This is a genomic window from Nocardiopsis sp. CA-288880, from assembly GCF_050955985.1.
In the GTDB taxonomy this organism is placed as follows: domain Bacteria; phylum Actinomycetota; class Actinomycetes; order Streptosporangiales; family Streptosporangiaceae; genus Nocardiopsis; species Nocardiopsis tropica.
In genome coordinates, this window is record NZ_CP192105.1 from 1,335,419 (window position 1) to 1,354,418 (window position 19,000).

Here is a 19,000-nt window from a genome sequence, read left to right on the forward strand (position 1 = left end):
GGCACGTTAGCGGTGGTGGAGGCGTGTGCCAACCCCGCTCTGCCGACGGCGGGGCGGCGCGCCGCGCGGACGCGCCGCGCACGGGGCCCTCACGTCCGCCGCAGTCCCGCTTCCTCCAGTTCCTCGCGCACCACCCGGTGCATCAGCTGGGACAGCAGGTCCAACTGGGAGGGCGCCGACGCCGCAGCCCGTTCGCGAAGCTCCAACTGCTCCCGGATCCACCGGCGGATGAGCGCGGTGGGAGTGGTGCCGTCCTCGGCCGCGGCCTCGCGTACCCGGTCCATGGTGGTCTTGGGGAGCCGGATCGAGGACACGATCATCACCTCGTCCCGTGAGACCGGCTTCTGCTGCTGGAGCCGGGCCCGGTCGATGTCCTCATCGATGTCGTGGACGTCGTAGTACGCCGCCAGGTCTTCGAGTCTCTTCTCGTCCATGGTCACCCACACTTCCGTTCGAAGGCGCGACGTTCCTTCGGTGTCATCCCGCGCGCGGTCGCGATGTACATCGAACGATGCTCGCTCGTCGACTCCACCATGATGACCGCCTAGTATCTCCCCGTCCGGGTGCAACCGAGGAGAACCGTGCTCCCCTCTCTGCCGGGAAATGTCCAGTAGGGGGATTCGATCGCCTCCTCGACCTCCTGCGGGACGACTCCGTGGCGGGCTATGTGAGCCTCGCTCGCCTCTGTCCAGTGAATCCATATTTTCACGCTGAGTAATGTACTACATCGTAATACGAAGCGGAGATCCTGTCGAGGTCCGTTCCCGACCCCGCCCGTATGCGGGTTCTGCCGTCCCGCAGGCCCCTCTTCCGGAAAGCGTTTGGCGGGCAACGGTGTCCCGGGCGCGGCTCCGGGGACCCTGAGCGGACGTAGGCGGGGATTCGCCGCGCGGGGGAGGGGCGTGTGCCGGGCCACACACCCGGTCTGTCGGTGCCGGTGCGCCCGGCGTGGCACCCTTGGTTCCGGAAAGCCCCGCGGCCCCCCGGCGGCGGGGCCCGGCGCGGAGCCATGAGGAACGACGAGCAGGGGAGCCGGACGTGCGGCGATGGGACGGGCTGGAGGGCATCCCCTCCGGGCAGGGGCGCTCCGTGGTGGCGGTCGGCGTGTTCGACGGGGTGCACCGGGGCCACCGGGCCATCCTGGAGGCCGCCGTCGGTCGGGGCCGCGAGCTCGGGCTCCCGGTCGTCGTGGTCACCTTCGACCCGCACCCCCGGGCCGTGCTGACGGGGACCGCCCCGCCGGTGCTGACCCCGCTGGAGCGGAGGGTGGAGCTGCTCGGGGAGTACGGCGCCGACGCCGTGTGCGTCCTGGGGTTCACCAAGGATCTGTCCTCGCTCGCCCCCGAGGAGTTCGTGCGCCGGGTGCTGGTCGACCGGCTGCACGCCGCGGCCGTGGTCGTGGGGGAGGACTTCCGGTTCGGGCACCGCGCCGCGGGCGACGTCGCCGCGCTGGCCGGGCTCGGGGCCGGGTTCGGCTTCACCGCGTACGGGGTCGCCCTCGTCGCGGACGGCGAGGCGATCACCTCGACGCGGGTGCGCGCACTGCTCGCCGAGGGGGCCGTGGCCGAGGCGGCCGGGCTGCTCGGCCGCCCGCACCGGGTCGAGGGGGAGATCGTCCACGGGGCGGCGCGCGGACGCGAGCTGCTGGGGTTCCCCACCGCCAACATGGACCTGCTGCCCGGTACGGCGGTCCCCGGGGACGGTGTCTACGCGGGCTGGCTGAGCCGTGTCACGCCGGTCGCCGGCCACGAGACGCGCTGGCCGGCCGCGATCTCCGTGGGCACCAACCCCACGTTCGACGGCGCGGAGCGGACCGTGGAGTCCTACGCCCTGGACCGCGACGACCTGGAGCTGTACGGGGTCCGGATGACCGTGGACTTCACCGCGCGCATCCGCGGCCAGGAGCGCTTCGACAGCATCGAGGAGCTCATCGTGGCCATGCGCCAGGACGTGGACCGGTGCCGCGAGGTCCTCGGCGCGGCCTGACCGGGGCGGGGGGAGACGGGGCGCACCCGCGGGTCAGCCCCGTCACCTCGTGCTCTGCGGTAGGGTGGGTTCGTCCACGTGTGCCTCGCGGACGGTCACGATCCGGTGAACCGAACCGTGGGGAGCGCGGTGCGCCCACGCCGTCGGCGGAGGGCCGCGCGCACCACACGCGACGGTGACTGTTCGCACGCGCGGTCACCGCGTCTGATCCCCGTCACGTATCGGGATTTGCCCTGCGTGCCGACTTTCCAGCGAAGGAGCGACGTGTCGATCGACACCGCCACCAAAGAGAAGATCATCGCCGAGTACGCCACCACCGAGGGCGACACCGGTTCCCCCGAGGTCCAGGTCGCGCTGCTCACGCACCGCATCACCGAGCTGACCGAGCACCTCAAGGACCACAAGCACGACCACCACAGCCGTCGTGGCCTGCTCCTGATGGTCGGTCGTCGCCGCCGCCTCCTCAAGTACATCGCCAAGCAGGACATCACCCGCTACCGCTCGCTGATCGAGCGTCTGGGCCTGCGCCGCTAGGTGTGAACGGCGGGAGTGGCTTCGGCCGCTCCCGCTTTGTTAGTAAGGTGTGACGCGACGGCGGTCACAGACCGCCGCCCGCCTAATTTCACAGAGATCACCCGCGCCCCTCCCTCGGCACCAGAGTCGAGGCCGGTCCTCGGTAGTGGTCCCCGGACAGCGCCTCCCAGGCGTGCCGTGGGCTTCGATCGATGACCGGCCGTCATCAACTCCGGGGCACGGACGCGGGAAACGAACAACGAAGCGCCCAGGGCACGCCCGTGCCCGGCGCGACGAACGCGAACACGTGTAGTAGGAGGTCGCCCATGGAGGGCGTTTACTCGGCCGAAGCCGTCATCGACAACGGCAAGTTCGGCTCCCGTACCATCCGCTTCGAGACCGGTCGCCTGGCCCGCCAGGCCGCCGGATCGGCGACGGTCTACCTGGACGACGAGACCGTCGTCCTGTCGGCCACCACCGCCTCGAAGCGTCCCAAGGAGAACCTCGACTTCTTCCCCCTGACGGTGGACGTCGAGGAGCGCATGTACGCCGCGGGCCGCATCCCCGGCTCGTTCTTCCGGCGCGAGGGACGTCCCTCCGAGGACGCCATCCTCACCTGCCGCCTGATCGACCGGCCGCTGCGCCCGTCGTTCCGCAAGGGCCTGCGCAACGAGATCCAGATCGTCGAGACGATCCTGGCCCTGCACCCCGAGCACCTGTACGACGTCGTCGCCATCAACGCGGCCTCGATGTCCACGCAGATCTCCGGCATCCCCTTCTCGGGCCCGATCGGCGGCGTGCGCGTCGCCCTGATCGACGGCCAGTGGGTGGGCTTCCCGACCCACGCCGAGCTGGAGGGCGCCACCTTCGACATGGTGGTCGCCGGTCGCGTCCTGGAGGACGGCGACGTGGCGATCATGATGGTGGAGGCCGAGTCCACCACCCGGACGCTGAAGCTGGTCGCCGAGGGCGCCGTCGGCCCCAACGAGCAGTCCGTCTCCGAGGGCCTCGAGGCCGCCAAGCCCTTCATCAAGGTGCTGTGCAAGGCCCAGCAGGCCGTCGCCGACCAGGCGAGCCGCGAGGTCACCGAGTTCCCGATCTTCCTCGACTACGAGGACGACGCGTACGCGGCCGTCGAGGCCGCCGTCCGCGACGAGCTCTCCAAGGCGCTCACCATCGCGGACAAGCAGGACCGCGAGGCCGAGCTGGACCGCGTCAAGGCCATCGCCGGCGAGAAGCTGGCGGAGGACTTCGAGGGTCGCGAGAAGGAGGTCGGCGCCGCTTTCCGCTCGCTCAGCAAGCAGGTCATGCGCGAGCGCGTCCTGCGCGAGAAGGTCCGCATCGACGGCCGCGGCCCCAAGGACATCCGGGGGCTGAGCGCCGAGGTCGGCGTCCTCCCGCGGGTGCACGGCTCCGCCCTCTTCGAGCGCGGCGAGACCCAGATCCTGGGTGTCACCACGCTCAACATGCTGCGCATGGAGCAGATGGTCGACACGCTCAACCCGGACAAGACCAAGCGCTACATGCACAACTACAACTTCCCGCCCTACTCCACCGGTGAGACCGGCCGGGTGGGCTCGCCCAAGCGGCGCGAGATCGGGCACGGCGCCCTCGCCGAGCGCGCCCTGCTCCCGGTGCTGCCGGCGCGCGAGGAGTTCCCCTACGCCATCCGCCAGGTGTCCGAGGCCCTCGGGTCCAACGGCTCCACCTCGATGGGCTCGGTCTGCGCGTCCACCATGTCCCTGATGGCGGCCGGCGTGCCCCTCAAGGAGATGGTGTCGGGCATCGCCATGGGACTGATCAGCGAGGGCGACGAGTACGTCACCCTCACCGACATCCTGGGCGCCGAGGACGCCATGGGCGACATGGACTTCAAGGTCGCCGGCACCCGTGACCTCATCACGGCCCTGCAGCTGGACACCAAGCTCGACGGCATCCCCGCCGAGCAGCTGGCGCTCGCGCTCCAGCAGGCCCGCGGCGCCCGCCTGGCCATCCTCGACGTGATGCAGGAGGCGATCGAGCGTCCGGCCGAGATGAGCCCGAACGCTCCGCGCATCCTCACCGTCAAGGTCCCGGTGGACAAGATCGGAGAGGTCATCGGCCCGAAGGGCAAGATGATCAACTCGATCCAGGACGACACCGGCGCCGAGATCACGATCGAGGACGACGGCACCATCTACATCGGTGCCACCGACGGCCCGTCCGCCGAGGCCGCCCGGGACACGATCAACCAGATCGCGAACCCGACGATGCCCGAGGTGGGCGACCGGTACCTGGGTACCGTCGTCAAGACCACGACGTTCGGCGCGTTCGTGTCGCTGCTGCCCGGCAAGGACGGCCTGCTGCACATCTCGCAGATCCGCAAGCTGCACGGCGGCAAGCGGATCGAGAACCTCGACGACGTCATGGGCATCGGCGAGAAGATCCAGGTCGAGATCCGCGAGATCGACGACCGCGGCAAGCTCTCGCTCGTCCCGGTCGAGGTCGTCGAGGCCGAGGCCGCCTCCGCCGCCCCGGCGGTCGAGGCCGAGGTCGAGGCCGACACCGCCCCCGAGGGCGAGGACAACGGTGGTGACAAGGACGGGGACGCCCCCCGTCGCCGTCGCCGCCGCAGCTCGGGCGGGCGTTCCGAGAACACCTGATCCTGACTGACGCGTGTCGGGGGCGGTCGCACCACGGGTGCGGCCGCCCCCGGCGCGTATCCTCGGCTGGGCCCCGGCGGCCCGGCCGCCGATGTTCCGACGCGAAGAAGAAGGATTCATGAGCTCTGTCCCCATCGCCGCCGAGCAGGATCCGGGCACGACCGTGACGCTGCTGGAGCCCGACGGCGGTTCCGGCCTGGTGCGCCGCACGGTCCTGCCCGGCGGCCTGCGCGTGGTCACCGAGAACATCCCGGGTGGCCGGTCCGCGGCGTTCGGGATCTCGGCCACCACCGGCTCCCGCGACGAGGACTCCGCGCACGCGGGGTCTGCGCACTTCCTGGAGCACCTGCTGTTCAAGGGGACGCGGACCCGGTCGGCGCTGGAGATCTCCGCGCTGCTGGACGGTGTGGGCGCCGACCACAACGCCTACACCACGAAGGAGCACACCTGCTACTACGCCAAGGTGCTGGACCGCGACCTCCCGCTGGCCATCGACGTCGTCGGTGACATGGTCGCGAACTCGGTGCTGGACGAGGGGGAGGTGGAGACGGAGCGGGGCGTGATCCTGGAGGAGATCGCCATGTACGAGGACGAGCCCGCCGACCTGGTGGACGACGTCTTCGCGGCGCACTTCTACGGGGACACCCCGCTGGGCCGCCCGATCCTGGGCACCACCGACACCATCCGCGCCCTGCCCCGGGACCGGATCGCCGAGCAGTACCGGGACGTGTACGTGCCCGGGGAGCTGATCGTGACGGCGGCCGGGAGCCTGGACCACGACCAGGTGGTGGAGCAGGTCCGGGCGATGTTCGCCGACCAGCTGGCCGCCGCGGGCGACGCCCGCCCCGCCCGCCCGCGTGCGGGGGCCGGTCCGGTCGCCACGAACGGCGGCACCGTGGTGCAGCCGCGCGACACCGAGCAGGCGCACATCATCCTGGGTTCGGAGGGCATCACCCGGACCGACCCGCGCTGGCACGCGCTGCGGCTGCTCAGCGCCGCCCTGGGCGGCGGCATGTCGTCCCGCCTGTTCCAGGAGGTGCGGGAGAAGCGCGGCCTGGCGTACTCGGTGCACGCCTACCAGACGGGCTACGCCGACACCGGCATGTTCCAGATCTACGCGGGCTGCCTGCCGGAGAAGGCCGACGAGGTCATCGGCGTGTGCCGCGACGAGCTGGAGAAGGTGGCGGCCTCGGGGATCACCGCCGAGGAGCTGACCCGGGCCAAGGGCCAGATCCAGGGCTCCCTGGTCCTCGGCAGCGAGGGCACCAACGCGCGGATGGGGCGGCTGCTCTCGCACGAGCTCAACAAGCCGCGCCACTACTCGATCGACGAGGACCTGGCGCTGTTCGACGCGGTGTCCGGCGCGGACGTGGCCGAGGTGGCGGCCGAGCTGCTGTCGCGGCCGCGGGCCCTCGCCGTGATCGGCCCGTACGAGGCGGACCGGGTCTTCTAGGGAGCGTCCCGTCCCCCGTCCGCGGACGGGGGACGGGGACGCCGGTCAGCCCTCCAGCAGGGTCTGCCCCACGTATCCCCCCTCATCGCAGCCGGGCGGGACGGCGAACACGGCCGAGCCCACGGCGGTCACCCACTCGTTGAGCAGGTCGAGTTCGTCCAGGCTCCGCTGGATGGGCACGAACTGGCGCACGGGATCGGCCTGGAACGCCGCGAACAGCAGACCGGCCTCCTCCCCGCCCGTCCCGCGCATGTCGTAGTTGTAGGCGCGGCGGAAGATCCGCTCCTCGGGGTCGCCGGTGACCGCCCTGCGCACGTGGGCGAACGCCGGGACGACGGTCAGCCCGGTGGCGTCGACGGCCGCCAGGTCCACCTCGTCGTGCTCGGACGCGCCCGTCAGGGGCGCGCCGCTGTCCAGCCGGCGGCCGATGACGGCCTCGCGGGCCGGCCGGTCCAGCTCGTCCCACGTGTCCAGGTGGGTGGCGATGCGCCGGACCACCAGCCCCGTGCCGCCCTCCAGCCACGCCGGTCCGCCGCCGCCCCACACCAGGTGCTCGAAGTCCGCCGTCCCCGGCTCGGGGTTGACGGTGCCGTCGACCTGGCCCATCAGGTTGCGCATGGTCGTGCCGTCGGGCTGGGACCCGTGGGCCCGGCGGAACCCGCTCTGGGTCCACCGGGGCCGGGTGAAGGCCCGCGCGTCCTTGAGGAGCATCCGCACCGCGTGCGAGACCGTGAGGGGATCGTCCGCGCACACCTGTACCAGCAGGTCCGCCTCGCCCCACGCCGCGTCGAGCCGGTCGTGGCCGAACTCCGGCAGCGGTCCCAGCCAGTCCGGAACGGCGCCGGGGTCCACGCGTTCGACCAGGCCCCGTCCGAACCCGAACGTGGTGGTGAGCCGGGCCGGGACCTCCGCCAGCTCGGGCTCGGTGTCGGCCAGGGCGGGTTCGCCCCGGGCCAGGCGGGCGGCGTCGTCGCTGAGCAGGCGCATGAGCCGCCGGACCCCCTCCGCGTCGACCTCCGGACCCAGGTCCAGCGCCACGAACGTGCCGTGCGCCTGGGGCGGGGTCTCCACCCCCGCCTGGTGGGGGCCGTGGAAGGGCACGGTCCTGGAGCCGTGGAGCGGGGGGTCCGCGGCCGGGCCGGGGCCGCCCTCCGACGGGCCGGCCCACGTGGCGGCCCCGGCTCCGGCGATCCCCGCCGCGCCGAGGCCCGCCGCCCCGCCCAGGATCAGGCGGCGGCGGCTCAGCGGCCCCGCGCCCGCACCGCGTTCCGGCATCAGTGGCCCCCGTCCCCGTGGCCGCCGCCCTCGTACTCCTCGTTCGCCCCGGCGTACTCCTTCACGGGCGCGGTGAACTCGGCGGTGGAGCCGTCGGAGAACTCCACGGTCACGGTGGTCTCGTCGCCCGGCTCCAGGTCACGGGTGAGGTCCATGAGCATGATGTGGTCGGCGCCGGGCTCCAGGGGGAGACCGCCCCCGGCGGGGACGGCGAACCCGCCGTCCTTCTCGCGCATGGTGGAGTCCGCGCCCTCGGTGACGACCTCGTGCAGTTCGACGGTGTCGGCGGCGTCGTGGGAGGCGGAGACGATGGTGACCTCCGCGTCCGAGCCGTTGGTGATCTCACCGAAGACGGCGGTCATGCCGTCGGCGGCGGTGGCGGCCTTGACCCAGGGGTCGGTGACCCCGAAGGAGTCGGCGGCGGTGGCGGCCGCCGTGGAGGGGGCCTCCGCGTCGGCGGCGCCGGTGGCGTCGGGAGAGGCCGCGGGGCCTCCGCAGGCGGTCAGGGCGAGGGCGAGGAGGGCGGTGGCGGCCCACGTGCGGGTCGGGTTCACGGGTGTTCGCTCCAGGTTCCGGGCCGCGCTCCCGCGGCCGTCCACCCCTGGTGTCGGCTCCGCGCGCCGTTCGGTTCCCGGCGTCTGCGGGTTCCCCGCCGCCCGTCCGCCGCCCGGGCCCGCCGGGCAGGGCGGCCGACCGGCCGCCGCGGGGAACCCGCGGCGGACGCCGCCGGCGGTTCCCCGCAGTGGCGCCTCCCGCAGTGCCGCCTCCCGTGGGGAGGCCGGCCCCGCCCCGCCCCGCCACGGCGGGGCGGGCCCGGCCGGCGGAGCCGCGGGAGCCCGTCGGACACGGGCCCCCAAGAGCCGCGGACGCCGCCTCAGGGACGCTTCGGCGCCCTCTTGCGCACCGTGATGCGCTTGGGGCCCCGGGCGTTCGCCCCGCCGCGCACCGTGATCTCCAGCAGGCCCTCGGCGTAGGAGGCCTCGATGTCCTCCTCGGCGACGCCCTCCGGCAGGCTGACCCTCCGGCGGAACGTGCCCATGAAGCGCTCGGACGTGTAGTAGACGACGTCGTCCTCGTCCCGGTGGCGCTCCCCGCTGATGCTGAGGATGCCGTCGTTGAAGCTGACCGACACGCCCTCCTCGTGCACCCCGGCGATCTCGCACCGGAGCACGAGGTCGTTCCCCCGGGCCAGGATGTCGGTCGGGGGGCTCCACGCGTCCGAGTAGCCGCGCTCCTTGTCGCCCGCCTGTCCGCTCTCGAGCGAGGACATGCTGTCGGAGATCCGGTTCATCTCGCTGATCATGTCCACCACGCCGTGGAACGGGTTGTTGAACTTTCGGGGAGCCACAGGGGCCTCCTCTCTTCGCTTGCGGTGAGGGGGTCAGTCGGGGCGGGAGGGGCTCTGGGAGCCCCGGTCCTCGGCCCGGGACTGTTTCGGAGCCCCCGGTTTCGGTTCGGAGGCCAGCCCCTTGACCAGACCCCAGACCATGAACAGCAGGATGACCGCGAAGGGCAGCCCCGTCACGACCGAGGCCGCCTGGAGGGCGGACAGGGCGTTGGTGCCGCCCAGGACCAGCAGGATCAGCGTGACCGCGCCCTCGCTGATGGCCCAGAAGGCGCGCTGGGCCTTGACCGGGTGCAGGTCGCCGCCGCTGGTGAGGGTGTCCACGACCAGCGATCCCGAGTCGGACGAGGTGATGAAGAAGACCGCCACGACGACGATCAGGAGGACGGAGACGACCAGTCCCACGATCTCCCCCATGGGCAGCAGGTCCATCAGGCGGAAGGCCCGGTCCTCCTCCGCGAGTTCGTTGAGCCCGCCGTCGCCGAACAGCTCGTAGTAGAGCCCGGACCCGCCGAACACGCCGAACCACAGGATGGACACGAGGACGGGGGCGAACAGCGCGCCCAGGACGAACTCGCGGATGGTGCGCCCGTAGGAGATGCGCGCGAGGAAGATGCCGACGAAGGGGGCCCAGGAGATCCACCACCCCCAGTAGAAGATCGGCCAGGTCGTCGTCCAGGACGCCGCCTGCTCGTCCACGAGGGGGCTGGGGAAGGACAGGCTCCAGGGGATGAGGTTGCCGAGGTACTCCCCGGCCCCGGTGGTCGTGATGCTGATGATCCACAGCTTCGGCCCGAACAGGAAGACGATCACCAGCAGCGCGAACGCGAGCCACAGGTTGATGACGGAGAGCCTGCGGATGCCTTTGTCGATGCCGGAGAGCACGCTCAGCAGGGCGATGCCCGTGATCACGACGATGATCACCGACTGGACCAGGGAGTTCGAGGGGATGCCGAAGACGTGGTTGAGGCCGCCGTTGATCTGGAGGGTGCCCAGGCCCAGGGAGGTGGCCAGTCCGAAGATCGTGCCGAACACGGCCAGGATGTCCACGAGGTTGCCGGGCCAGCCGAAGGCCCTGTCCCCCAGCAGGGGGTACAGGGCGGACGCGGGGCGCAGCGGCAGGCCCTTGCGGAAGGCGAAGTAGCCGAGGGAGAGGCCGAGGGCGATGTAGATCGCCCACGGGTGGAAGCTCCAGTGGAAGTAGCTGAGGGCGAGTGCCTCGCCCGCGGCCTCCGGGGGCGGGGGGCTTCCCTCCGGGGTGACGAACTCCGCGTCACGGGGCGAGTGCAGGTGGTGGATGGGCTCGGAGACCCCCCAGAACACCAGGCCGATGCCCATGCCGGTGGTGAAGAGCATGGCGAACCATGCCAGGGTGTTGAACTCGGGCCGGGAGTCGTCGGGGCCGAGCCGGACGGAGCCGAACCGGCTCAGCATGAGGACGATCGCGATGCCGAGGAAGAGCGACGTCGCGAGGACGTAGATCCAGCCGAGCTTCTCGCCGATCCAGTCGCGCGTGGCCGTCGCCGCTGTCAGGAGGGGGTCGGTGGCCGCGATGCCCGCGACGACGAAGGCGATGATGACGAGGCCCGACACACCGAAGACGGTGGGGTTGGTGTGTTGTCGGATGTACTGGCGTAGGGATGAGATGGGTGGCTCCTTCCCGGCCCCGGTGGGACGGGTGCGCCGTTGACTGGCCGGTTTCTGCAGCTCCTCCGGCCACTGACGTGTTTCCGTGGGATGGTAGGGGCGGAGCGCACCGGCGCAAAGGAACCGTGTGATCGCGGAGTGTTGGTATTTTGAGCGTCATCGCGCATGGTGAGGTGATATGTCACCTCATGTCATCCTGTGGTGCTCGGAGAGGCCTCCGGGGCGCCGGGGACCACGGCGTGTCATGTGCGGTGCTCGGGGAGGTGGCTACCCGCGGCCCTCGGTGAGGTCGTCCAGGGTGGCGCCCACGCGGTCCAGCCAGCCCGTGATCACGGTCAGCTCCTCCAGCGTGTAGTCGGCGTGCAGGGCGGTCATCGCGGCGCGCATGCCGGGGGCGGTGGAGGCGGCCAGGCGCTCGGCTCCCGCGGTCAGCCGGACGGCGACCTTGCGCCGGTCCTGCGGATGGCGGGTGCGCTCCACGAGCCCGTGCGCCTCCAACCGGTCGACGACCCCGGTCACCGAGCCGGTGGACAGGCAGAGGCTCTCGGCGATCTCGCCGGGGGTCATGGAACCGCTGACCCGCAGCAGCGTGTAGCACTGGAAGTCCGTGGGGTTCATGCCCGAGCTGTCCGCCATGCGGTGCAGCAGGCGGATCAGCCGCACGGCGAGTCGCTGCCCGTCGCTCTGGAGGGACTCGTAGAGTTCACCTCGCGACCGGCTCTCGGCATCCCCGTCGCGGGCGTCCAGGAGCCCGTCGGAGTGTGCGGCCGGAACGGCGTCCATGGTCTCTCTCTCGCGCTGGCGTGATCGGTTCGTCCGATCTCCCCTGTGAGTCTACGGGGCGCGGTGCCGGGGCCCTTCCGGTCGGCGGCCGTGTTCCCGGGGGCGGACATGGTTGGAACGCCGCGCTCCGGGAAGTGTTTCGTTTAACAAGATTCACAGAATCCGAGTCATTTTCGGGAAGTCCGGAGGCACGACCCCGGGAGGAAGCCGTCAATCCGCTCCTGAACACCCACAGAGAAGGCCACGACGCCGCGGTCGGGGGAGACCGCGCGGCGCTGGAGGACGCCCTGCGCCGCTACCTCCGCCGGCGGCTCCGCGAGTCGGAGGGCATCGACGCGGGGTTCGGCCGCGACCTGGCGGGCGAGACCGTCCGCTTCACCCTCGGAGGGGGCAAGCGGATGCGGTCCCTGCTGGCCTGGTGGGGGTGGACGGCCGGCGGCGGGAACCCCGGCGGGGAGGCGTCCCGCTCCGCCCTCCAGGCCTGCGGGGCCCTGGAGCTCATCCAGACCTGCGCCCTCGTCCACGACGACGTGATGGACGGGTCGCCGACCCGCAGGGGCCGGCCCTCGGTCCACGCCCGCCACATGGCGGAGCACGAGGAGAACGGGCACGGCGGAGAGCCGCGGCGGTACGGCGAGGCGCTCGCCGTCCTGGTGGGGGACCTGGCGCTGGTCTGGGCCGACGACATGTTCGAGGAGGCACTGGACGGCCTGTCCCGGCCGCGCGGGGCACGGGCGGTCTGGCGGGCTCTGCGCACCGAGATCATGGCGGGCCAGTTCCTCGACGTCCGCGCCCAGGCCGGACGCGACCGCTCCGAGGGGACCGCGCTGCGCATGAACCTGCTCAAGACGGCGTCCTACAGCGTCGAGCGCCCCCTCCACCTCGGCGCGGCCATGGCCGGGGCGGACGGGGCCACGGTGGACGCCCTGCGCGGCTACGGACGGGACGTCGGAACCGCCTTCCAGCTCAGGGACGACCTCCTGGGCGTCTACGGCGACACCGCCCGGACGGGCAAGCCCGTGGGCGAGGACATCACCGAGGGCAAGTGCACGCTCCTCCTCGCGGCCGGCGTGCGGCTGGCCGGGGAGCGGGGGGACACGGCCGCGAGCGACCTGCTCTCCCGTGTCGGAGCCGGCGCCGACCCCGCCGAGGTCGCCGACGCCCTGGAGCGGCTCGGCGCCCGCGACCTGGTGCGGGGCCGGTGCCGGGAGCTGGCGGCACGGGGGGTCCGCAGGCTGGACGGGCTCGACCTGGACCCCGCCGTCCTGGAGGGCCTGCGCGGACTCGCCGCCCGGACCGGGACGGACCCGGTATGAGCGGCCGCACCCGGGCGCCGGGACGCGGGCCGGCCCCCGGGGCCGGACGCGTGGTCGTCGTCGGCGCGGGGCTCTCCGGCCTGGCCTGCGCCCTGCACCTGCGGGGGGCGGGGCGCGAGGTCGTCGTCGTGGAGCGCGAACCGCACCCGGGCGGACGCGCCGGGCGGCTCGACCTGGACGGCTTCCGCCTCGACACCGGCCCCACCGTGCTCACCATGCCCGAACTCCTCGACGAGGCGCTCGCGGCCGTCGGCGAGAGCACCGCGGACAGGCTCGACCTCGTGCCGCTCAGCCCCGCCTACCGGGCGGCCTTCGCCGACGGCTCCGTGATCGACGTGCACACCGACCGCGAGGCCATGGCCGCCGAGGTGGCGCGCGTGGCCGGGGAGCGCGAGGCCGAGGGCTACCTCCGGCTGCGGGACTGGCTCACGAGGCTGTACCGGGTGGAGATGCGCTCGTTCATCGACGCGCGGTGCGACTCGCCGCTCGACCTGGTCCGGCCCGACCTGTTCCGGCTCGCGGCGCTGGGCGGCTTCGGCCGGCTGGCCCCGGCGGTCGGGCGCCGTGTCCGGGACGAGCGCCTGCGGCGGATCTTCTCCTTCCAGTCCCTGTACGCGGGGGTGGCGCCGGAGCGCGCCCTGGCGGCCTACGCCGTCATCGCCTACATGGACACGGTCGCCGGGGTGTACTTCCCCCGGGGAGGGATGCGCGCGCTCGGGGACGCCCTGGCCGGGGCGTTCACGAAGGCCGGGGGCGCCGTCCGCTACGGGGAGGCCGTCACCCGGCTGGAGCGGAGCGGCGACCGGGTCACCGCCGTGATCACCGAGGGGGGCGATCGACTGGCCTGCGACCACGTCGTGCTCACCGCCGACCTGGCGGCCGCCCACCGCCTTCTCGGCCACGAGCCCCGCCGCCCGGTCCGTGTCCGCCACTCGCCCTCCGCCGTCGTCCTGCACCTGGGCACCGATCGCACCTGGGACTCCCTGGGGCACCACACCATCTCCTTCGGCGCGGCCTGGGGGAGCACCTTCTCGGAGATCATCCGGGAGGGGCGCACCATGAGCGACCCCTCCCTGCTCGTCACCCAGCCCACCCGCACCGACCCCGCGCTGGCGCCGGAGGGGCGGCACCTGCTCTACGTGCTCGCCCCGGCCCCGAACCTCGCCGCGGGGGGCATCGACTGGGACCGGGAGGGGCCGCGCTACCGGGACAGCCTGGTGCGGACGCTGGAGGAGCGGGGCCTCGACGGCCTGGACGCCTCGGTCCGGACCGAGCACCTCGTCACCCCGGCGGACTGGGAGCGCCAGGGGCTGGCCCACGGCACGCCGTTCTCCCTCTCGCACACCTTCGCGCAGACGGGGCCCTTCCGCCCGGGCAACACCGTCCCCGGCACCTCCAACGCGGTGCTGGCGGGCTGCGGGACCAGACCGGGCGTGGGCCTGCCGACCGTGCTGATCTCCGGGAAGCTCGCCGCCGCGCGGGTGCTGGCGGGGGGAGGGCGGCGATGAGGGGGACCGCGACCGCCGAACTCGACGCCGCCGGCATCGGCCCGGACCGGCTGCGCGGGGACTACCTGCTCTGCCGCGACCTGCACGCGCGCCACGGGCGCACCTATTTCACGGCGACGAGGGTCCTGCCGCCGGAGCGCCGGCCCGCGGTGCACGCGCTGTACGGGTTCGCGCGCTGGGTGGACGACATCGTGGACGAACCGCCCCCGGGCGCCACCGCCGCGGACCTGCGGGGCCGGCTCGACGCCGTCGGCGCGGACCTGGGGCGCGCGCTGTCGGGCCGGGAGCCCCGGGAACCCGTGCTGCGCGCCCTGGCGCACACCGTCGAGGGCTACGGCCTGCCTGCCGGCTACTTCACCGCGTTCATGGACTCCATGCGCATGGACCTGGACGTCACCGGCTACCGCGACCTGGGGCACCTGCGCGAGTACATGTACGGCTCGGCCGCGGTCATCGGGCTCCAGGTCCTGCCGGTCCTGGGCACGGTGGCGCCCCGGGCGGAGGCCGCCCCGCACGCGGCGGCGCTGGGCGAGGCCTTCCAGCTCACCAACTTCCTCCGCGACGTGGCGGACGACCTGGGGCGGGGCAGGGTCTACCTGCCCGCGGACGTCCTGGGGGCGCACGGCGTGGACCGGGAACTCCTGGAGCACTGCGCGCGGGTACGGGCGCCCGACCGGCGCGCCCGTGCCGCCGTGGCCGACCTCGTCGAGGTCAACCGGGGGATCTACCGGGAGGCCGAACCCGGCATCGCGATGCTCTCCCCGGTGTCCCGCCCGTGTGTCGCCACCGCCTTCCGGCTCTACCGGGCGATCCTGGACGAGATCAGCGCGGCCGACTTCGACGTGTGGAGCACCCGCCACCGGGTCTCCGACGCCCGCAAGGTCGCCGCGGCCGTACCCGCCCTCGCACGCTCCCTGCTCGCCCGCTCCGTGCCGCGCCCCCGGTCCGGCTGAGCGCGGCGGACGCCACCAGGAGGAGGACCCCGTGACGCTTCCCGACCCCGAACCGAGGCGCGTCCCGCTGCGCCGGATGCCCTCCGTCGCCTGGAGCGGGCAGAGGCCCACCTGGAGGGAGGGGTCGCCCTCCGTCATCGGGGCGGCTCTCAAGCGCGCCCTGGCCAGGCCGTCCGGCAACTGGTTCGTGCTGGCCGCCAGCAGCGAGGTGCGGGCCGACCGGCCCTTCGGCCGCGTCGTCGCCGGCGCCGAACTCGTGGCCTGGCGCACCCCGGACGGCGCCGCCCACGCCGGACCGGGGGCGTGCCCGCACCTGGGGGCCCCGCTCTGCCGGGGCGCTGTGACCGGGGGGAACCTGGTGTGCCGCTGGCACGGCCTCTCCCTGGGGGCCGAGGGCTTTCCGGGGTGGAGCCCCTACCCGGTGCACGACGACGGGGTCCTCGTGTGGGTGCGCCTGGACCGGGAGGGCGGGGAGGAGCCCCTCGACGCGCCGGTCGTCCCCGAGCGCCCGGGGGCGGCCGCCTCGATCGCGGCGGTGGAGAGCCTGGCGGGGCGGTGCGAGCCGGAGGACGTGGTGGCCAACCGGCTGGACCCCTGGCACGGCTCGTGGTTCCACCCGTACTCGTTCGTGGGACTGACGGTGACCGAGGTGCCGGAGGGGCCCGACCCGGATCCGGACCGCATGGTGGTCGACGTGGGGTTCCGCGTGGCGGGCCGCCTCGGGGTGCCGGTGCGCGCCGAGTTCACGTGCCCCGAGCCGCGCACCGTGGTCATGCGCGTCATCGAGGGGGAGGGGCTGGGGAGCGTGGTGGAGACCCACGCCACCCCGCTCGGCGTCGACGACCGCGGCGTGCCGCGCACGGCGGTCATCGAGGCCACCGTGGCGACGTCCGACCGGGTGGGGTTCGCACTGGCCCGCAGGGTGGCGGGGGCGGTCGTGCGCCCCGCCATGCGCATGGCCGCGCGCCGCCTGTGGCGCGACGACCTCGCCTACGCGGAGCGCCGGTACCTCCTGCGCTCCTCCGGCCGCTGGCCCGGCTGAGCCCCCCCTGCCCCGGCTCCCCGCGGGGCGGGGTGTCCGGGCCGCTGCGGACCGACCGGCGCCGAGGCCATCCGGTTCCCCGCGGGGCGGTGGCCTTCGGTGTGCGGGCGCCGCCTCCGGTCCCGGAGGCGGCGAGGACCCCGCTCAGGACGCCCCTCCCCGACCTGCGGTTCCCGGCCCGATCCCGGCCCGGCGCCGGAGCCCCGGTCGGCCCGGGTCAGCGCGGGGCGTGCCGGGCCCACCGCGCGAGCGAGCGCAGCGGAGCCGAACGGCCCCGCCGGGGCACCGTCCACACGGTGTGCCCCTCCCGCCCCCAGCGGGCCAGCAGGGCGTTGGCCGCCAGCAGGCCGCTGGTCGCCGCGCGCTCCATCAGGGCCACGGGCAGGTCCGTGCGCACGTGGTCCCCCGCCAGGACCAGGAACGGATCGGGGGTGGCCACACCGCAGCGGTCGCGGTAGGTCCCGGGGGCGAACAGCGGGCAGTCCGCGCGCAGTTCGTGCCGCGAGTCCACGACCCCGGCGGCCCCCAGCTCCGGGTAGACGGCCGTCGCCTGCTCCCACAGCCGCGCCCGCTCGCGCTCGGGGTCGGCGTCCCCGGGCAGGGCGTAGGCGTGCAGCTCCACCACGGAGCCGCCGGTGCGCCGCGCCCACCCGCGCGCCTCGTCCTCGTACCGGTCGAGCACGCTCACGTTGTCCAGCGCGGAGTGCCCGGCGGTCCCCAGGAACGCGGGCCGGTGCGGTCGCACGGGGCGGTCGAGCCAGTAGCGCGACACCAGGAACGGGGGAGCGGACTCCAGGCGTGCCAGCCGGGCCCGCCACCCCGCGTCCCCCAGGTCCGGGGACCCAGCGACCAGGCGGCGGACCCCGGGAGGGTCGGCCGCCAGAACCACCCCGTCGAACTCCGCGTCCGGTCCGCCGTCCGGCCCGCACCGCACCGCGAACCTGCGCCCCCGGCCGGGCCGCACCCCCTCGACGGGGGCGCCGGTCCGGAAGCGCACGCCCAGCTTCGCCAGGCGGTGCTCCAGCGGATCCCACAGGGCCTGCGGGAACGGCGATCCCGGCACGTCGAACACCAGGCCCTCGGACGAGCCGAGGAAGTACAGGTGGAACATCACCGCCAGCTCGGCGGCCGACAACCGGCCGGGGTCGGCGAAGAAGCTCCGGGTGAACACCTCGAACGCCAGGTGCCGCGCCCTCGGCGGGAAGCGGACCGCCGTCAGCAGGTCCCGCGCGCTCAGGTGGTCGAGGCGCTCGTACACGCCCGGCACGTCCACGTCCAGCAGCTGCAGGGCGGCTGGCACGTTGACCCGGGCCAGGTCGCGCGGCGGAAAGCTCGGGCTGGTCGCGGCGAGGACCGCGGCGTTCCACGGAGGGGAGGAGGGCAGGCCCGAGAAGCGGTCGCGTTGCCCGTCCCGGTGCACCAGCGGGTAGTCGGCGAGCGGGACCAGCCCGTCCAGGCCCGGGTCGGCGCGCCGCAGCAGGCCGCGCAGGTTGTAGTACTGGCGGAAGAACGCGTGGAAGCCCCGGGTCATGGTGGCGGGGGTCCCGTCGCGGAGCGTGGTCCCCCACCCCCTCAGCCGCCCGCCCAGGGAGTCCTCCCGCTCGTACACCACCACGTCCGTGTCGCGCTCGGCCAGGGCGCACGCCGCGGCCAGTCCGGCGATGCCGCCCCCGACCACCGCCACGGAGGGCGCGGCCTCCGGCCGGGGGCCGGAGGGCGGGGCGGGGGCCACGGACTCGGCCAGCGGGTCCCGGACGTCCGCGGGGCGGTCAGCGCCCATCGGCGGCCCCCTCCACGAGGGGGCGCCTGCCCGCGAACGTGTGCGTGATCCCGTACTGCCACCCCGGCAGCGGCGCGCTGGCCACCGACTCCAGGCCCGCGCGGCGCATGCGCTCCAGGAGGGCGCCGCGGCCGTCGAACTCCAGCACGCTCCGCCACAGGTAGCGGAAGAGGTCGGCGCGGCCGGTCAGGACCCGCCCCGCCGGGATGACGGCCCCCCAGCACACCGCGGTCCACACGGCCCGCGCGGACGCCGAGTCGGCCACGGAGTACTCGTGCAGGACGAGCCTGCCGCCCGGCCTCAGCAGGGAGCGCGCCGTGGCCAGCAGGGCGTCGGGGTCGGGGCAGTTGCGGACCAGGTACGCGCCGAAGACCGCGTCGGCGGGGCCGCCCAGGTGCTCCTCGGCCCACGCGGGCGTCAGCTCCTCGGCCCGCCCCCGGTGGAAGGACACCGAGTCCGGCCAGGGCTTGCCCCGGGCGGCGTCCAGCATCCCCCGGGAGGCGTCCACGCCCGCGATCCGGGCCGAGGGGGCCTCGCGCAGGAGGGCCGCGGTCGACGCCCCGGTGCCGCACCCCAGGTCGAGGAGGCGCAACCCGTGTCCCCGGTCGGGCAGGCCCAGCCTCCGCGCCGAGACGCGCAGGTGGGCGTGGTAGCCGGGGTTGGCGGCGACCAGCCGGTCGTAGGCCCCGGCGGCGTGGTCGAACTCGTCGGTGACCGGGCCGTCCTTCATCGCCCGCGTGGTGGTGTCCAGAGGGTC

General features: G+C 73.8%; 16 protein-coding genes. 8 read left to right on the top strand and 8 right to left on the bottom strand.

Annotated elements, in window-relative coordinates:
• Positions 1-89: 89 nt before the first annotated feature.
• Positions 90-434: a hypothetical protein gene (locus ACQPYD_RS05870; RefSeq protein ID WP_433700099.1), complete on the bottom strand. Its 345-nt coding sequence runs from the start codon at positions 432-434 to the stop codon at positions 90-92.
• Between the two features lie 604 nt (positions 435-1,038).
• Here ACQPYD_RS05870 and ACQPYD_RS05875 point away from each other — a divergent pair.
• From ACQPYD_RS05875 to ACQPYD_RS05890, 4 genes are all read left to right on the top strand, one after another.
• Complete coding sequence (locus ACQPYD_RS05875) at positions 1,039-1,986, top strand: bifunctional riboflavin kinase/FAD synthetase (protein ID WP_433700100.1); 948 nt, start codon at positions 1,039-1,041, stop codon at positions 1,984-1,986.
• 264 nt (positions 1,987-2,250) lie between these two features.
• Positions 2,251-2,520 (top strand): 30S ribosomal protein S15, encoded by a 270-nt coding sequence (gene rpsO, locus ACQPYD_RS05880; RefSeq protein ID WP_267948452.1) that lies wholly within the window; start codon positions 2,251-2,253, stop codon positions 2,518-2,520.
• A gap of 305 nt (positions 2,521-2,825) precedes the next feature.
• Positions 2,826-5,141, top strand: a complete 2,316-nt coding sequence (locus ACQPYD_RS05885; RefSeq protein ID WP_267948453.1) for a polyribonucleotide nucleotidyltransferase — start codon at positions 2,826-2,828, stop codon at positions 5,139-5,141.
• Between the two features lie 118 nt (positions 5,142-5,259).
• The gene (locus tag ACQPYD_RS05890; RefSeq protein ID WP_433700101.1) at positions 5,260-6,594 is read left to right on the top strand and encodes a M16 family metallopeptidase; all 1,335 of its coding nucleotides are present in this window, start codon (positions 5,260-5,262) and stop codon (positions 6,592-6,594) included.
• 45 nt (positions 6,595-6,639) lie between these two features.
• Here ACQPYD_RS05890 and ACQPYD_RS05895 read toward each other — a convergent pair whose 3' ends face one another.
• The 5 genes from ACQPYD_RS05895 to ACQPYD_RS05915 all read right to left on the bottom strand — a co-directional run bounded on the left by ACQPYD_RS05895 (position 6,640) and on the right by ACQPYD_RS05915 (position 11,644).
• Positions 6,640-7,869, bottom strand: a complete 1,230-nt coding sequence (locus tag ACQPYD_RS05895) for a Dyp-type peroxidase (protein WP_433700102.1) — start codon at positions 7,867-7,869, stop codon at positions 6,640-6,642.
• Positions 7,869-8,423, bottom strand: a complete 555-nt coding sequence (locus ACQPYD_RS05900) for a copper chaperone PCu(A)C (protein WP_433700103.1) — start codon at positions 8,421-8,423, stop codon at positions 7,869-7,871. Before ACQPYD_RS05900 ends, ACQPYD_RS05895 begins: the two co-directional genes overlap by 1 nt.
• Before the next feature lie 320 nt (positions 8,424-8,743).
• Entirely contained in the window at positions 8,744-9,217 is a 474-nt protein-coding gene (locus ACQPYD_RS05905; protein WP_433700104.1) for an Hsp20/alpha crystallin family protein, read from the bottom strand.
• A 33-nt stretch (positions 9,218-9,250) separates the two neighbouring features.
• Positions 9,251-10,807 carry a BCCT family transporter gene (locus tag ACQPYD_RS05910; protein ID WP_433700105.1) on the bottom strand — a complete coding sequence of 519 codons (1,557 nt, stop codon included), beginning with the start codon at positions 10,805-10,807 and terminating at the stop codon, positions 9,251-9,253.
• 321 nt (positions 10,808-11,128) lie between these two features.
• Positions 11,129-11,644 (bottom strand): MarR family winged helix-turn-helix transcriptional regulator, encoded by a 516-nt coding sequence (locus tag ACQPYD_RS05915; RefSeq protein WP_433700106.1) that lies wholly within the window; start codon positions 11,642-11,644, stop codon positions 11,129-11,131.
• 221 nt (positions 11,645-11,865) lie between these two features.
• On the opposite strand from ACQPYD_RS05915, the gene ACQPYD_RS05920 reads away from it, so the two are divergent.
• From ACQPYD_RS05920 to ACQPYD_RS05935, 4 genes are read left to right on the top strand one after another with little or no spacing between them, the layout of a single operon-like run.
• Entirely contained in the window at positions 11,866-12,960 is a 1,095-nt protein-coding gene (locus ACQPYD_RS05920; RefSeq protein ID WP_433701968.1) for a polyprenyl synthetase family protein, read from the top strand.
• On the top strand, positions 12,957-14,468 hold the full coding sequence (crtI, locus tag ACQPYD_RS05925) for a phytoene desaturase family protein (protein WP_433700107.1): 1,512 nt from the start codon (positions 12,957-12,959) through the stop codon (positions 14,466-14,468). The genes ACQPYD_RS05920 and crtI overlap by 4 nt, the downstream gene beginning before the upstream one ends.
• Positions 14,465-15,421, top strand: coding sequence for a phytoene/squalene synthase family protein (locus ACQPYD_RS05930; RefSeq protein WP_433700108.1), 957 nt, complete (start codon positions 14,465-14,467; stop codon positions 15,419-15,421). The genes crtI and ACQPYD_RS05930 overlap by 4 nt, the downstream gene beginning before the upstream one ends.
• 31 nt (positions 15,422-15,452) lie before the next feature.
• Positions 15,453-16,463, top strand: coding sequence for a DUF5914 domain-containing protein (locus tag ACQPYD_RS05935; protein WP_433700109.1), 1,011 nt, complete (start codon positions 15,453-15,455; stop codon positions 16,461-16,463).
• Positions 16,464-16,680: 217 nt separating this feature from the next.
• Here ACQPYD_RS05935 and ACQPYD_RS05940 read toward each other — a convergent pair whose 3' ends face one another.
• Entirely contained in the window at positions 16,681-18,243 is a 1,563-nt protein-coding gene (locus ACQPYD_RS05940) for an FAD-dependent oxidoreductase (protein ID WP_433700110.1), read from the bottom strand.
• Positions 18,233-18,973: a class I SAM-dependent methyltransferase gene (locus ACQPYD_RS05945; protein WP_433701969.1), complete on the bottom strand. Its 741-nt coding sequence runs from the start codon at positions 18,971-18,973 to the stop codon at positions 18,233-18,235. The genes ACQPYD_RS05940 and ACQPYD_RS05945 overlap by 11 nt, the downstream gene beginning before the upstream one ends.
• Between the last annotated feature and the right edge of the window lie 27 nt (positions 18,974-19,000).